The organism is Kangiella koreensis DSM 16069 (genome assembly GCF_000024085.1).
In the GTDB taxonomy this organism is placed as follows: Bacteria; Pseudomonadota; Gammaproteobacteria; order Enterobacterales; family Kangiellaceae; genus Kangiella; species Kangiella koreensis.
In genome coordinates, this window is record NC_013166.1 from 1,080,002 (window position 1) to 1,095,166 (window position 15,165).

The following is a 15,165-nucleotide window of genomic DNA, read 5'->3' on the forward strand; positions in this document are numbered from 1 at the left end:
ATCACTTGGAGACAGGTTATTTAGCTATCGTTTTTTATCACTTAAGCTAAGGTAGGTGCGCATGAACATACAAAATAGCAAATGGTCAAATCGACTCAAGCTTGTTGGCTTTGCTTCTCTTTCCTTTATTTTAATCAGTTGTAGTTCCGACTCTGATTCTGACCCTTCCCCGCCAACGGACGAGCAACTGTCCTGGACCCAAGGGGTATTCGAAGATGAAGATGCCTTTAAAGATTTTTGTGAAGTTCCTCGAACGGACACTGATATTGATGGCGATCCATGGCCTGATAAGCCTGGCTCAACTTTGCATGAAAACCACTGGCTTCGTTCATGGAGTAATAACACCTATCTGTGGTATGACGAAATTCAGGATCAAAATCCTGCAAACTTTAATGATCCGCTTGATTATTTTGCTGTACTGAAAACTGATGCTTTAACATCATCGGGCAACCCAAAAGATCGATTCCATTATACTTATGACACTGATGTTTATGAGCAGCTGGTGTCTTCTGGTGCTTCCGCCGGTTATGGAGCTGAATGGGTTTTGTTACAATCCGCACCTCCACGTGATGTTCGGGTCGCATTCACTGAGCCTAATTCTCCTGCGACAACCGCTAATTTAACGCGAGGCGTTAAGATTTTGGAGGTTGATGGCGTTGATATGATCAATGGGAATGATGTTGATACTTTAAATGCTGGCTTGTTCCCAGACAGTGCCGGTGAAAGTCACGAGTTTTTGATAGAAGAAATTGGAGGCGCTACGCGTACTGTAATAATGACTTCGGCCATTGTTACAACCGATCCGGTACAAAATGAAAAAATTATTGCGACAGCTAGTGGTGACGTGGGTTATTTAACCTTTAATACATTCGGTATTGTGGATGCAGAGGCTGAATTAATTGATGCTTTTACCAATTTCGAAAACCAAGGCATTAACGATCTGGTTATCGATCTTCGTTACAATGGCGGTGGCTTCCTCGCAATCTCCAGCCAGTTGGCTTATATGGTGGCCGGTAGTAGCGCAACTAGCGGTAGAACCTATAGTCAAACCGTCTTCAATGATAAGCATCCGACTATCAACCCAGTTACTGGGCAAACTCTTGCACCCACACCTTTTTACAATACTTCACTTGGATTTTCAGTGAGCGAAGGACAAGCCTTACCGCAACTGAATCTTTCGCGCATTTTTGTGCTATCCGATGGTGGCACTTGCTCAGCCAGTGAGGCATTTATCAATGGTCTTCGCGGTATTGATGTGGAGGTGATTTTAATCGGTGATGATACCTGTGGTAAGCCTTATGGTTTCTACGCGACAGATAACTGCGGTATTACTTACTTCACCATTCAGTTCCGTGGTGAGAATGATAAGGCGTTTGGTGACTATGCTGATGGCTTCGTGATTGCTGGCAGCGATAATGGGCAAGACGTAGTTCGTGGCTGTGTAGTTGCAGATGATTTTAATAATTCTTTAGGCGATGAACAAGAAGCCAGATTAGCGGCAGCTTTAGATTTCCGTGATACTGGTGCTTGTCCGGCTTCAACTGCAAAGTCATTACATCAGGCGCCTTACAAGCCGTCCGATGTGTATGATGAAAACTCGCTTTATAATTCGCAGATCTGGCGTGATCATATGTTCCTGAAACAGAACCTGATCCTGACAGAGCCTAAATAACGATGAGTTTTAAGACTTTATTAGCAATGGTTTCAACGGTCTTGTTGGCTTCGGCCTGCAAGACTATTGAGCCTGATCAAGCCAAACCAGCGGTCATAACCAATCCTTCAGCCGAAACCACTGCGGAATTAACCAAAGTGGTTTCCACTATTTATAACGGTCGGCCGGTAACCTTGGCGCAAGATGTGCTAACTGATACCAATATTCTGTCTATCCAAATTGCAGAGCATAAAAAAGATGGTCTGCCGGTTAGAGGCCGTATTGAGGAAATGCCGCGTCAGTTTCAGCTGCTAAAGCATGAAGACGATTGCTATCTGTATGATTCGCAAAATGATACCCTGTATCCACTGAGTACGGTTCAATGCGAGACGATCGAGTTACCTTAATTTATCCCTGTAAGCCTTGAAAATCTACTAACAGATCCCCACTTATTAGCCACGTTTCAACCCTTTCTTAATGAACTCATTACTGAAAAATAGCGGAGATTTGTTATGTCGGTAGCGGCTGAAAAACAAACACACTCATTTCAAACTGAAGTAAAACAACTATTGCACCTGATGGTGCATTCTTTGTATTCCAACAAAGAAATCTTCTTGCGTGAGCTGATTTCGAACGCAGCTGATGCCGCGGACAAGTTGCGTTTTAAAGCGCTGGATGATGATAGCTTGCTTGCAGATGATCCAGAGCTGCGCATTCGTATCACCACGGATAAAGATACCAAGACCCTGACCATTACTGATAATGGTATCGGCATGACAGAAGAAGAGGTGATTGCTCATCTTGGTACTATCGCCAAATCTGGCACCGCCGACTTCCTAAGCCAGCTCACTGGAGATAAGAAAAAAGACTCTAAACTGATTGGCCAGTTTGGTGTGGGTTTCTACTCAGCCTTTATCGTTGCCGATAAAGTAACCGTTACCACCCGCGGGGCAGGGCTGGCAGCAGACCAGGCAGTGATCTGGGAGTCAGCTGGCGATGGTCAATTCACCATCGAGCCAACCACAAAAGACGCTCGCGGCACGGATATTACTTTGCACCTTAAAGAAGGCGAGGAAGAGTTCCTCGAGGATTATCGTCTGCGTACCATTATTGGTAAATACTCTGACCATATTTCTTTGCCTGTAGAAATGCATAAAGTCTCTCAGGAAGATGATAAAGAGCAGCCTGAAAAGCCTGAGTTTGAAGTGGTCAACAAGGCCACTGCCTTATGGACTCGCCCCAAGTCTGAAATCACAGACGAAGAATATCAGGAGTTTTATAAGCACGTTGCCCATGACTTCCAGGACGCACTAAGCTGGAGCCATAATCAGGTCGAAGGCAAACAGGAATACACCAGCTTGTTGTACATTCCTGCCAAAGCCCCATTCGATATGTGGAACCGTGATCGCGTGCGCGGAGTAAAACTGTATGTGCAGCGCGTATTTATCATGGATGACGCTGAACAATTCCTGCCAATTTATTTGCGTTTCGTACGTGGCCTAATCGACTCTAACGATTTGCCCCTCAACGTATCACGCGAAATTCTACAGGACAGCTCAGTCACTCAGTCATTGCGCTCAGCGACCGTTAGCCGTGTCTTAAAAATGCTTGAGCAGTTGGCCAAGAAAGACAGCGAAAAGTATCAACAATTCTGGGACGAATTTGGGCAGGTGCTCAAAGAAGGCCCGGGCGAAGACTTTGCCAACAAAGAGAAAATTGCCAAACTATTCCGCTTTAGCTCAACCCATACCGATTCTAAAGAACAAACCGTCTCTTTGGATGACTACATCGAGCGCATGAAGCCAGAGCAAGACAAGATCTACTACATTGCAACCGACAGCTTCCTCGCCGCCAAGAACAGCCCGCACCTTGAAATCTTCCGTAAGAAAGGCATTGAAGTGCTATTGATGCATGACCGTATCGACGAATGGACAGTGTCACACTTACAGGAATACCAAGGTAAGCAATTTGTGTCAGTCACTCAAGGCTCGCTTGATTTAGGCAATTTAGAAGATGCTGACGATAAAAAAGCACAGGAAGAAGCTTCCAAGGAACATGAAGAGTTAGTTAAACGAGTAAAAGACGTGCTCGGCGATAAAGTCGGCGATGTTCGCATTACCTTGCGCCTCACCCACACACCAACCTGCATCGTAGCAGGCGAAGGCGACATGCCATTGCAAATCGTCAAGATGATGCAAGCCGCCGGGCAACCCGTGCCAGACGTTAAGCCAGTGTTCGAACTCAACCCCGAACACGCCTTGATTCAGTTGGTTGAAAAAGAACAGGATCAAGACCAGTTCAACGAATGGGTAGAAGTACTCTTCGACCAGGCACAGCTCGCCGAAGCAGGGCAACTGGAAGATCCCGCTAGCTTCGCAACGAAACTTAATAAGCTATTATTGAAGTTAGCCAATTAATTTAATCAGCTCAGTAAGATCAAAGCCCGCATATTGCGGGCTTTTTTTTGCAAATAAGAAAGTCATATGCAAGATATCATTATTGGCGAATATGTACTTTGTAATGCAAATTGTGTGGTATCTGCACCGCTATTGTTATTTGTCATAGCCTCTAACTTAATGATTTATACAGAGATACAGATAATGGTTGCGAGGATTAAGGGATCCGCTAATTCCCTAAATAACCATAAAATCGACACTTGTAATAAAAGCTTTTAGAAATTAGGATGTTACGAACGAATTCGTATAATAAAATGTTATGTTTATAAAAGGAGAATGATATGGCAATTAAAATAATAGATTGCCACATTGAGAACTGTGGAACAGGTATAAGCACAGATGGTAGTGTCCAAATTGATATTTCAGGCACAAAAATTATCGGTTGCAAAAAGGCAATTGAACATAGAGATCCACCGGGTGCATTACAGTCGCTTGGTTTGCCGGAAAATACGCCACCTAATCTATTGGTAGAAGCGCTTGAAGTTTTACTAAAAACACAAGAACAGGGCCCTGAAAAATCAGCAGAGGCAGTATCTAAAACACGTTTATTTGAATGGCTGGGCGGTATTTCAAATGCAACGAGTATATTGGCTAATCTCGTGGCGCTACAGCAAAGTGGCTTTGTGCAAAAATTACTTAGCATGCTGCCAAAATAGTAAAACATAACAAGCGTTTCAACCAGGACGCGCCTTGTCGGCGCGCCTGTTAAACTAAACGTTAAAGTGCAAAGGGATAGCATGCGTAAGATAATTGGCTTTTGTGGATTTGTTGGGTTTATCGTTATTTTTCTGGTGATGCATTTTTACCCTAAAATTTCACGTTCGATGTTAGGCTGGGTCGCATTATTCATGCTAGGTATTCCTGCTTGGCTCTTTCTTGAGTGGCTGGGAGAGATTACACTTAGTTCGACTTTTTTTCAGAATCGTTCAAGGTCAGTTCGTATTATGTTAGGTGTTCCAACAGTCATATTGCTCGGCGGAGTCGCACTTATAGTAATTTCGTTTGTGCGACACTTTATCAATTATGCGGGCGGATAATATGCACCTTAACCATTCATTGGAATCGACGTGAAAAACGCGCGTCTCAATTTTGCGTTAGTTGCCAATAATCATAACATCGAGAACAAATGAAACTTATAATATTTTTGATCTTCGTTTTGCTCACATCATCACAATACAGTTTTGCTGTGATCAAGCGACACGATATTCCAGCAAAAAATTATGAGGTTGCCAAGCCTCCAGAATATTTAGTGGATATGCCGCATGAAGGTCATGGTGTTCTAATTGCACCACGATGGATTGTTACCGTTGCACACACTATTTTTTATGATTACACAGGCAAGACCATCAAAGTCGGAAATAAAGATTACGAAATAGCCAAAGTAGTAATTCATTCTGGTTACACAAAACCAGATGAGTCTTTATTTAAAGGTGATTCTAAACCTTTGATGGATTTTTTCAAAAAAAGAGATGATATAGCTCTTATTAAATTGTCATCAAACGTTGATGATATAACACCAATAAAACTATACGAAGATACTAATGAGCAAGGAAAGACAATTACTGTTTATGGTAGAGGTGCTACTGGTAATGGACTTGTCGGTGAATTAGCGGAAACCAAAAAACTTAGATCTATGAATTCATTTCAAAATATCATAGAGGAATCAGAGGGTAACTGGTTATCGTATAAATTTGATAGCCCTCCGAACGCACTCGATTTGGAAGGAATGCATGGTTCAGGTGATAGTGGTGGTTCGTCTGTTATTATCAAGAAAAATAGAATATATTTAGTTGGCTTATCAAGTTGGCAGTCTTGGGATGGGGAGCTTTCTTTGTTTAAAGGTGGCTTGTATGAAAACAATGCCTATCAAGTCAGAATATCAAGTTACTATAAATGGATTCATAGTGTTATTAAGAGCAACTAACCAATCGTTGTTGCAGATCGCTAACACGCGCTTCGCTTGTGTCAGCTTCTGCAAAACTTGACGTTAACGCTAAAGGAATTTATGGGAACTTGTCCGAACTGTAGGCTAAAAACAATCAAGACTTGGAAGCTAATGTTTTCAAATACTCGTTGTAGAAATTGCGACGCTTTAATCGGTACTCATTGGCTAATAGGATTGATTTTTTACTGCGTTGGTTCTTTACTTGCTTTATGGCAACTTTTTTTCTCATGAATTTATGGGGTTTTTATTCAATCATACCTGTTATTGGTTTGTGGTGTGGCTTTGAGCTACTTCGTGAATTTGTTGTGCCACTAGAAGTCAAGACGACAAAGCACATCGACTAAAGAAAAACGTTTCGACACGCACAAACATGATAATCAGATCTAAATATTTGCGTGTATTACTCCCAACCTATCAACAGTTTCGTATTACAAAAATGGAGTTTTGATGTTCGACACCTTAAATAAGTCCTGGCTTTTAGTGGCAATCTCAATTCTGGCAATAGCTGGGATGTTTTTTGTCGGGCCTATTGCACAAGATAACCAATATCATCTGTTCGCTGATTCGCATCAGATTGTGGGTATTAGTAATTTCTGGAATGTGTTCTCCAACTTTTCTTTCGTATTGGTTGGTTTATTTGGGTTGTGGCGTTATCCGCGTCTGGCTGTCGCGGACAGTAAGGCCGGATATCTGTTTCTTTGTGTGGGTGTTTTACTGGTAGGTTTTGGCTCCGCTTATTATCATGCTGCGCCGTCGAATGCTTCATTGCTATGGGATCGTTTGCCAATGACAGTGGCGTTTATGGCTTTATTTGCGCTCTTGTTGAGTGAGCGAGTCATAAGCAGCTGTAGGAATCTTGTTCTTTGGGTGTTGGTGATCTTTGGAGTACTAGCTGCTTTATATTGGTCCTGGACAGAGTCACTGGGGCAGGGTGATCTCAGGCCCTATATGCTGGTTCAGTTCCTGCCTATTATCTTGATGCCGTTAATACTGTGGCTGTTTAAGGAAAGATATCTCAGTACCTCTTTATTGTTTTATGCTTTTATATTGTATTTTTTGGCCAAGGCCTGCGAGTACTTCGATCATGAGATTTATGAAATGACTCAATTAGTAAGTGGCCATACATTAAAGCATCTGGTAGCTTCACTTGCAGTGCTTTGCATTATTTGTGCCGTGCCTGCAAAGAGTGCGAACAAGTCAAAGAAACAAAGTTATGAGGATGCATAAAATTTACTATAAGCAGCTTGAGCAATCATTGTGTAGATAGATTTGTCTGATAGACAGTGCGGACAGACAATTTGGTTCAGCTCTCTTAGCTGGCTATAATGCAGGCACTAAATCATATATAAGGATAAATACAACTTATGGGTGCTGGTTTTTACATGATGATTGCTTTGTCTATTGTTATTTATACAATAGCTCTCGCTGATAAGAAGCAGGGTTGGATATGGTTTGGGGTCAACTTGTGCGTATCGATGGTTTTAGGAAAGTTTTATGGGCTAACCGTAGCTTTAGCCTTCATTGGTTTTGTTATTACGTTTTTAATTATGTTTGTAGTTAATATCTTTAAAGAAAATTCAAATTAGAATTAAATGGAAATTAAATAGGGGCAGAGTATGGTCCCTATTATTTTATAAACTTTCAAGGAGAACTCAATGATTAGATTATTTGCCCTGTTGACCGTCTTGCTATGTGCGCCGATCTTGAATGCCCAGGAAGAGCCAACTCCTTCGACTTTCCATCGGCTGCTGATTTTCAACGATAGCAATGAGATCTTGGTGGTGAAGATCAAGGATAGAGATCTCTGGGTCACCCCGGGTTGGTACCTGAATCAGGATTCAACAATCAGGGAAGGCCTGACAAATCTGGCGGATAGCTATGCTCTTAAAATTCACGAGTTACAACTTCGCGGTGTTTTCATCCTTAGAATGGGGCTCGATCAGAAAACCTCTACTCGATTGATCCACTCCGCTGTAGCTTTCAATGAAGACTATAAACTTCCCGATGGTATCGACCAGGTGAAATGGCTGCCGGTAAATCAGGTGCTTGAGGTGATCAACCTTCCCCATATCCAATATCAGATAAAGCAGATAGTGGCGCACCCTGAAACAGTCTGGGGCGGAACGCAGAAAATGCACTGGGAAGATGGAGTAAACAAGTTCGAGGTGCTAGAAGAGTTCTATCCGCTCTTTGTTGCCAGCAACGGTGGTGAGTAAAGACAAACTTCAGATGTGCACAAAATCATTTTGTTGCATTACGATTATGATCTGATAGATGAGGTGTTGCGCACTATATAAAAACATATTTCTAGTCAGCTAACTTCCTAATTGCTAGAATCTTGCTAACTTTATTTAGATTCACCGCCTTGGGCGGTTTTTTTATGGTTCAGTTTTTAAACAGTCGATTATTTAAAATCTTGTTTGTGATTGCTTGTTTGGCCATTTTCACCATGTCGCTAATGCCTGGTAAACAATTGCCTAAGGGCTTGCCTTGGGATAAAGCTTTACATTTTATTGGTTATGCGGGGTTGGCGTTTTTAGCGCGAATGGGCTCAAAGAAGCATCCGAGCTGGCAGATAGTTATTGGTTGTATCCTTTTCTCACTACTTATTGAGATTTTGCAACAGTTTATTCCGAAACGTGGTTTTGAATGGTGGGATATGATGGCAAATTCGGTCGGTGTTTTTTTTGGTGTATTTATTGCTATTCCAATAAAAGCTTTTCTCAAAAAGCGTAAGATTATGGCTACAGACTAGGTGAGATAATTCTTAACGTTTTGCACGCAATTCTCTTTTTCAACGAGTTAGATGCTGGTCTGATTACTCAGTAAACTTCTATTATGCTAGCTTTTTAATGTGGGCATGGAGCCCACATGGATAACTATACAAGGAGTTTATTATGAATAGTTCTACAAAACGCCCTCAGGGCAAGAGTATTGCATTGAATGTAAATACTCAATTTATCGAAGACACGGAAAGTTGCACATCAAAAGAACAAGATATCCCGCCTACAAAAATTTATGCTTTTTCAAGCCAAGGTCAATTGCTGGCTGAGTCTAAGGTTAAAGGTTCTGGAACGACGAAGTTATCGTTAAAAGCGCATTTGAATGATGCTGTTACGGTTGCAGTTGGTCCAGAAACCAAAGAGAAAATACGGTCATTAAGTGATTTAAAACGCTTTAGACCTAAAGTGTCAAGCTTGAAATTAACTGAGCAAGTTTTAGATTTAGATGTTTATTTACCCTCGAAACTTTGGCTCTGTTGGTTTTTAAGTCGTTGTGTGGTGCCCGGTGCTGTGTATAGAGATTATGGCATATCCGGACCAAGTGATAATTTCCCAATTGCTAACGCAACTGTCGAGGTTTATGAGGTTGATCCGTTTTGGTTGTGGATTCCTAAGCTGCCCGATAATATTATTGATAAGCTTAAGGACATTATTGTTGATGGCCCACATCCAATTGACCCACCCATTCCACCATTTCCCCCTATACTGCCAGACTTTCCAGAACCGCAACCTTCCTTTTTTGAACCTGCTCTAGAGCTGCGTTCTGATGAGGGTTATGCGAAGCTTAAAGCTTTGAGTCAGTTACCTGATTATCAAAATCTTAAAGTTATGGCGCAGACTCAAAACAACTTTGAATTTAGACAAACATTGCTAGAAATCCCTAAGTTGGTTTTGCCATTTATTTGTTTTTATTTCCCGCGTTGGGTAACCATGCAAAAGCTAACTGAAGCAATCACAGATGAGTGTGGTAGATTTACAGCTGTTTTCTTCCGTGGTTGTAACAATACCGATCAGCCTGACTTGTATTTTAAAGTTAAGCAGCAGGTTCCAGGCAAGGGTGAAGTAACTATCTATGAGAAAAAACCAATTCCTTGTTATACATATTGGAATTATCAGTGTGGTACGGAGGTAACTCTACGCTCTACACACCCTGATGCGATTGCCAGTAGTGGGTGTAAAGAATTGCCAGAAGGTAATTACGTTGTATTTAAAACCGTGGGTATTACAGGTATGCATCGTATTTATGGCTGTGGAGCTTCCGGTTCGAACTCTACGAACAAGGGGTTGTTAAACGCTAATAATCCAGGCTCTCCTTTTGGTAGTGGATTATATTTTTCTGCTGATTTTTCTCCTAGTCTTCGCAGTAATGGCATTCGATATTACAAGTTAAGCGTTAAAGGGCCTAGCACCGGTGGTGATTTCGTGCCAATGCGACATGAAATGTTCCGCTTCTATACTGATGACTCCGGTGGTACACCAATGTTTAAGAGTTATTCATTAGGGCCTGATAAAGATGGGCTTGCTGATTTATATGAAATACCAGATGTGGATGCGCCCAATAACACACCTTGGCAGAATGGTGCAGGCTCAATGTTCTACAACAGCTTGTCGATTGGTTATTGGGATAGTGTGGGTGATCAAAGTGATGCTGAACGACTAAATAATGCAGGTATGTATGAGATTCAGATGCAGCTATTTGATGCTTCGGGTAATGAGGTCAATATTGGCTCTGGTGATTTTTATTACCTATTGGCTACAGATGGCTCTGTTACAGACCCTGTAGAACATAATAATGCTAAAGACTTTAACTTGGTTAAAGCTGGTTCGGGAAGTCATCTAAGCCTTATTTTTGAGTTGCGAATTGATAATAATCAATGTGTAGGGCAACTACAGACTCCTCATGTTGGCGGAACTACAGCAGGGGCCTGCTGTGGAACTTTAGATTATGACGTCACAGGTTCAATTGTAAATATGCCTTTTGTTGCTGAACACCCCCACGGTTATGCAAATTACGCTTTTTCAATTAAGCGTGGTTCCATTCCACTAATTGGACTAACCGAAGCGGGAAAAGCTGACTTGGCGCCGCCAAATAAACAGCAATTGGCATCAGTAGCCACCTTGTTAAGCAATGCTACGACAAGCGAGGGTGGGGTGATTCAGCCTGCTCACTTGCCAGCAGGGTGTGCCGATAAAGTCTGTACTAATGCCGCTTTTGCTGAACATTTATATGTTAATGCGTGGGCGACTAACGGTATTAGTCAAATTAATGCATATGATGCTCATGATTTTAGAGCATTTGCCTTGATGGAGTCTGATGACTCATAGAGGAAGAAAAAAGGATACTAGGCGGGCAAGTCCCGCCTTTTTATCTTTGCAGTCTGTTTATGATTGGTTACGCAGGTATGATAACCCGAGCTTTGCGGGCGCGCCCCCTGGTTACCTATTGGGACTTATCTTGCGGGTACTATCAAGAGGTTCTGTTTGCCGTTTGGTTGCTTAATTATGAGAATTCCCTGCAATGGCTCGTAATTCGGGAAATTGGAGGATTTTTTACTTGAGATAGCCTGCCGATCCAAGTATCTTTAGCGCCTTATAACTCATACATTGCGACTACTTGTAGGAGATTCCGCAGATGCGCATTATTTTGCTTGGCGCGCCAGGTGCTGGTAAGGGTACACAGGCTCAATTCATTAAAGAAAAGTATGATATTCCTCAGATTTCGACCGGGGATATGTTACGTGCGGCGGTGAAAGCCGGCACTGAGCTTGGTATACAGGCCAAACAAAAGATGGATGCTGGTGAGTTGGTGTCAGACGACATCATCATCGGAATCGTCAAAGAGCGTGTAAAAGAGGCCGATTGTGCTAATGGCTACCTGTTAGACGGTTTTCCGCGCACCATTCCTCAAGCTGACGCTATGCGAGAGAACAATATTAACGTGGACTATGTTGTTGAAATCGACGTTGACCATGAAGAGATTGTTAAGCGTTTAAGCGGTCGTCGTGTTCATCCTGCTTCAGGACGTGTTTACCATGTGACCTATAATCCGCCTAAAGAGGCAGGAAAAGATGATGTGACTGGTGAGCCTTTGATTCAGCGTGATGATGATAAAGAAGATACTATTCGCCGTCGTTTAGCGGTTTATGTTGAACAAACCAAACCATTGATTGCGTACTATTCTGACTGGGCTGAGAAAGATGCGGAGGCCGCACCAGAATACGTTAGAGTTGAAGGTGTTGGCTCTGTTGAAGACATTCGTGACGCCATCTTCACAGGGTTAGATTCATAATCCGCGCACCTTTATTCATTGTTTAAAAGAGAGGCTGTTTTTGAAAAAACAAGGAGTTCTCCTCTGTAATCTTGGAACACCTGACGAACCGACTCCTAAAGCGGTTCGTCGCTATCTTGCCGAGTTTCTTCATGATTACCGTGTAGTGTCGCTAACCCGTTGGGTGTGGTGCTTAATACTACACGGTATTATTTTGCGTATTCGCCCTGCCAAAGTAGCTAAACTTTACAAGTCTATCTGGACGCGCGAAGGCTCGCCATTGCTGGCTATTACTCAGCGACAGCGTAAGAAGTTACAAATCATGATGAATGATCGCTTTGTTGAGCAGGAATATGGCAAACATATTCCAGTTGAAATCGCGATGGCTTATGGTAACCCCTCAATTCCAAAAGCGCTGAAAGCACTTAAAAATCAGGGGTGCGATCGTATTGTCGTTCTGCCTCTCTACCCTCAATACAGCTCCGCTTCAACTGCCTCGATTTTTGATCGGGTCGCAAAAGCGATGAAGCAGGAATTTTTTGTTCCTGAGTTTTCTTTCGTTGGCGATTATCACGATGATCCGCTTTATATCAAAGCTCTTGCTGATTCGATTAAGCGCCATTGGAATCAGAATGACAAAGCCGATAAGTTACTCTTTTCCTATCATGGTGTGCCGGAGCGTTTCAGCAAAGGTGGTGACCCCTATGAGAAGCAATGCCATAAAACCACTGAGTTAGTCGTTAAGGAATTGGGTCTACAAGAAGGCGATTATTTAACCTCATTCCAGTCGCGTTTTGGTAAAGAAGAGTGGATCAAGCCTTATACCGATGCCACCTTGGAGACTTGGGGTAAAGAGGGTGTTGAATCGGTGCAAGTTGTTTGCCCGGCTTTTAGCGCCGACTGTCTTGAAACGCTTGAGGAAATTGCCGAAGAAAATAAAGAAGTATTTGTTGAGAGCGGTGGCAAACGTTACGAATACATTCCTGCTTTGAATGATGATGATGCCCATGTTGAAATGATGCTCGCATTGCTTGAGCAGCGTTTGCTCAAGTAGCTGTTGTAAAAGCTTCTCTTGTATAAGTATTCCTGATTAATGGCAACTTTAGCGTCTTTAGAAGAACTCTTTTCTGCTGATGGTCTGTTGGCCGATTATTTCGAAGGCTTTGTTCGACGTTCTGAGCAGGAACAAATGGCGCAGTCGATTGAATCGGCCATCAAAGAAGAAGCCTCGATCTGTATAGAAGCAGGCACCGGAACCGGTAAAACTTTTGCTTATCTCGTGCCGGCATTAAAAAGTTGGTATGAACAGGACAGTAAAATCATTGTTTCAACTGGCACTAAAAACCTGCAAGACCAGCTCTATTTCCGAGACCTTCCTGATATCTGCAAAGCCCTTTCTATCTCGCCTAAAATTGCTTTACTTAAAGGGCGAAATAATTATTTGTGCCAGTATCGACTGCAACAAAGCCTAGAGAGTGGACGCTTCCAAAGTCGCTCCATGGTCGACACCTTAAGCCGAGTCAATGAATGGTCCGTGAAAACGACCAGTGGCGATCTGACGCAGTGTACTGACTTGGCGGACAATGACCCGCTTTGGTCTTATGTGACTTCGACAAACGAAAATTGTCTTGGAGCTGAGTGTCCTGATTATGCAGAATGTTTTGTTGCTAAGGCACGCCAGCGTGCTGTGACTGCCGATGTTGTGGTGGTCAACCATCACTTGCTACTCGCTGACATGGTGCTCAAAGAGGATGGTTTTGGCGAGCTATTACCCGATGCGGATATCGTGGTAGTTGATGAGGGCCATCAGTTAGCCGATATCGCACATAGCTTTTATGGTCGCCGATTGACCAGCAGACAGTTGATGGAAATCTGCAGAGATACTGAGCTTGAAGCATTGACCAATGCCAAAGACGATCGTCAGCTGTCAGTAGCGGTTCGTCGCGTTGAAGGTGCGGTCAATGAAATTCGTTTAAGTCTGGGTGAGTCGGGACAAAAGAAAAATTGGCAGCAGATTGTTAATCCTCAGCGAAAACAATTACTGGCCGAATTGAAAAAAGAGTTGGGCGCGTTACACAGTCGTCTGGAGCGTCATGCTTCACGCTCTAAAGGTTTAGACTCCTGTCATAAACGCGCAGAAGAGTGTTTGCATACTTTAGCCTTTTTTAGCGATAAGGATCAGGAGCTTACTGCAGTCCGCTGGGTGGAAACTTACCGTCAGGGTTTTGCCATGATGGAGACGCCACTTGATGTGTCCAAAGCTTTTGCGCAAAGCTGTCGCGAGCAGTCGACTCGGAGTTGGGTTTTTACATCAGCTACTATCACTCAAGCCAGCAGCAAGGGCACTAGTGACTTTAAGCATTTCAAGGAACGTCTTGGTTTGGATGAGGCTCGCGAGCTTGAGCTGCCAAGCCCCTTTGATTACGCCTCGCAAGCCATTTTACATATCCCACGCGGACTCGCTGATCCGCGTTCAAAAGACTTTATCAATAACTGGCAACAAGCCGTTTTGCCGATTGTTGAGGCAAACCCAGGCGGTACTTTCGTGCTGTTTACCAGCTATTCTGCGATGCACCAAGTGCAGGAGCTGTGGAAAGATAAGTTGCTGGATAAAACGGTGCTGATGCAGGGAGAGAAACCGAAGAATCAGCTGATTGAAGATTTTCGGGAAGAAGGGAACGCGGTGTTGCTGGCGACTTCCAGTTTCTGGGAGGGTGTTGACGTCAAAGGCTTAGCTTTGAGTTGCGTGATTATCGATAAGCTGCCTTTTGCTGCGCCAGATGAACCATTGATTGAAGCGAAAATTCAGGCAATGCGTAAGTCGGGTAAGAATCCGTTTTTTGACCTACAAATACCGGAAGCCATCATTGCCTTAAAACAGGGTGCAGGACGCTTGATTCGTGACCAAAAGGATCGTGGTGTTCTAGTGCTGTGTGATCCACGCTTGATAGCCAATGCCTATGGCAAACGATTCCTACGCAGTTTGCCGCCAATGCGTCGTACGCGTGAACAAAAGACTGTGATAGAATTTCTGCAAAACCTAAGCCAAGATTAATCGTTTT

General features: G+C 43.0%; 14 protein-coding genes. All 14 read left to right on the forward strand.

The genetic code is table 11. The features are described from left to right. The first annotated feature begins 61 nt into the window (after positions 1 to 61). The 14 genes from KKOR_RS05160 (at position 62) to KKOR_RS05230 (ending at position 15,158) form a co-directional block, all read left to right on the forward strand. Positions 62 to 1,672: a S41 family peptidase gene (locus KKOR_RS05160; protein ID WP_012800961.1), complete on the forward strand. Its 1,611-nt coding sequence runs from the start codon at positions 62 to 64 to the stop codon at positions 1,670 to 1,672. 2 nt (positions 1,673 to 1,674) lie between these two features. Then, entirely contained in the window at positions 1,675 to 2,058 is a 384-nt protein-coding gene (locus KKOR_RS05165; RefSeq protein WP_012800962.1) for a hypothetical protein, read from the forward strand. 105 nt (positions 2,059 to 2,163) lie between these two features. After that, on the forward strand, positions 2,164 to 4,068 hold the full coding sequence (gene htpG, locus KKOR_RS05170) for a molecular chaperone HtpG (protein ID WP_012800963.1): 1,905 nt from the start codon (positions 2,164 to 2,166) through the stop codon (positions 4,066 to 4,068). Between the two features lie 320 nt (positions 4,069 to 4,388). Further along, entirely contained in the window at positions 4,389 to 4,763 is a 375-nt protein-coding gene (locus KKOR_RS05180; protein WP_012800964.1) for a hypothetical protein, read from the forward strand. An 81-nt stretch (positions 4,764 to 4,844) separates the two neighbouring features. After that, the gene (locus KKOR_RS05185; RefSeq protein ID WP_012800965.1) at positions 4,845 to 5,144 is read left to right on the forward strand and encodes a hypothetical protein; all 300 of its coding nucleotides are present in this window, start codon (positions 4,845 to 4,847) and stop codon (positions 5,142 to 5,144) included. Between the two features lie 89 nt (positions 5,145 to 5,233). Next, the gene (locus KKOR_RS05190; protein WP_012800966.1) at positions 5,234 to 6,031 is read left to right on the forward strand and encodes a trypsin-like serine protease; all 798 of its coding nucleotides are present in this window, start codon (positions 5,234 to 5,236) and stop codon (positions 6,029 to 6,031) included. A gap of 468 nt (positions 6,032 to 6,499) precedes the next feature. Beyond that, the gene (locus KKOR_RS05195) at positions 6,500 to 7,279 is read left to right on the forward strand and encodes a ceramidase domain-containing protein (protein WP_012800967.1); all 780 of its coding nucleotides are present in this window, start codon (positions 6,500 to 6,502) and stop codon (positions 7,277 to 7,279) included. Positions 7,280 to 7,416: 137 nt separating this feature from the next. Next, positions 7,417 to 7,638, forward strand: coding sequence for a hypothetical protein (locus KKOR_RS05200; protein WP_012800968.1), 222 nt, complete (start codon positions 7,417 to 7,419; stop codon positions 7,636 to 7,638). A gap of 69 nt (positions 7,639 to 7,707) precedes the next feature. Continuing rightward, positions 7,708 to 8,268 carry a hypothetical protein gene (locus KKOR_RS05205; RefSeq protein WP_012800969.1) on the forward strand — a complete coding sequence of 187 codons (561 nt, stop codon included), beginning with the start codon at positions 7,708 to 7,710 and terminating at the stop codon, positions 8,266 to 8,268. Between the two features lie 164 nt (positions 8,269 to 8,432). Next, the gene (locus KKOR_RS05210) at positions 8,433 to 8,807 is read left to right on the forward strand and encodes a VanZ family protein (protein WP_012800970.1); all 375 of its coding nucleotides are present in this window, start codon (positions 8,433 to 8,435) and stop codon (positions 8,805 to 8,807) included. Positions 8,808 to 8,949: 142 nt separating this feature from the next. After that, positions 8,950 to 11,160, forward strand: coding sequence for a hypothetical protein (locus tag KKOR_RS05215; RefSeq protein WP_012800971.1), 2,211 nt, complete (start codon positions 8,950 to 8,952; stop codon positions 11,158 to 11,160). Positions 11,161 to 11,467: 307 nt separating this feature from the next. Continuing rightward, entirely contained in the window at positions 11,468 to 12,124 is a 657-nt protein-coding gene (gene adk, locus KKOR_RS05220) for an adenylate kinase (RefSeq protein WP_012800972.1), read from the forward strand. Between the two features lie 40 nt (positions 12,125 to 12,164). Next, positions 12,165 to 13,157: a ferrochelatase gene (gene hemH / locus KKOR_RS05225; RefSeq protein ID WP_012800973.1), complete on the forward strand. Its 993-nt coding sequence runs from the start codon at positions 12,165 to 12,167 to the stop codon at positions 13,155 to 13,157. Between the two features lie 39 nt (positions 13,158 to 13,196). Further along, positions 13,197 to 15,158: an ATP-dependent DNA helicase gene (locus KKOR_RS05230; RefSeq protein WP_012800974.1), complete on the forward strand. Its 1,962-nt coding sequence runs from the start codon at positions 13,197 to 13,199 to the stop codon at positions 15,156 to 15,158. The last annotated feature ends 7 nt before the right edge of the window (positions 15,159 to 15,165 follow it).

Bases quoted from the DNA above. Each gene is read 5' to 3' on its own strand.
- KKOR_RS05210 (WP_012800970.1), top strand. From the start codon at position 8,433: ATGGTTCAGTTTTTAAACAGTCGATTATTTAAAATCTTGTTTGTGATT.
- KKOR_RS05165 (WP_012800962.1), top strand. From the start codon at position 1,675: ATGAGTTTTAAGACTTTATTAGCAATGGTTTCAACGGTCTTGTTGGCT.
- KKOR_RS05215 (WP_012800971.1), top strand. From the start codon at position 8,950: ATGAATAGTTCTACAAAACGCCCTCAGGGCAAGAGTATTGCATTGAAT.
- adk (WP_012800972.1), top strand. From the start codon at position 11,468: ATGCGCATTATTTTGCTTGGCGCGCCAGGTGCTGGTAAGGGTACACAG.
- KKOR_RS05230 (WP_012800974.1), top strand. From the start codon at position 13,197: ATGGCAACTTTAGCGTCTTTAGAAGAACTCTTTTCTGCTGATGGTCTG.
- KKOR_RS05205 (WP_012800969.1), top strand. From the start codon at position 7,708: ATGATTAGATTATTTGCCCTGTTGACCGTCTTGCTATGTGCGCCGATC.
- KKOR_RS05160 (WP_012800961.1), top strand. From the start codon at position 62: ATGAACATACAAAATAGCAAATGGTCAAATCGACTCAAGCTTGTTGGC.
- KKOR_RS05185 (WP_012800965.1), top strand. From the start codon at position 4,845: ATGCGTAAGATAATTGGCTTTTGTGGATTTGTTGGGTTTATCGTTATT.
- KKOR_RS05180 (WP_012800964.1), top strand. From the start codon at position 4,389: ATGGCAATTAAAATAATAGATTGCCACATTGAGAACTGTGGAACAGGT.
- KKOR_RS05190 (WP_012800966.1), top strand. From the start codon at position 5,234: ATGAAACTTATAATATTTTTGATCTTCGTTTTGCTCACATCATCACAA.
- KKOR_RS05195 (WP_012800967.1), top strand. From the start codon at position 6,500: ATGTTCGACACCTTAAATAAGTCCTGGCTTTTAGTGGCAATCTCAATT.
- KKOR_RS05200 (WP_012800968.1), top strand. From the start codon at position 7,417: ATGGGTGCTGGTTTTTACATGATGATTGCTTTGTCTATTGTTATTTAT.
- htpG (WP_012800963.1), top strand. From the start codon at position 2,164: ATGTCGGTAGCGGCTGAAAAACAAACACACTCATTTCAAACTGAAGTA.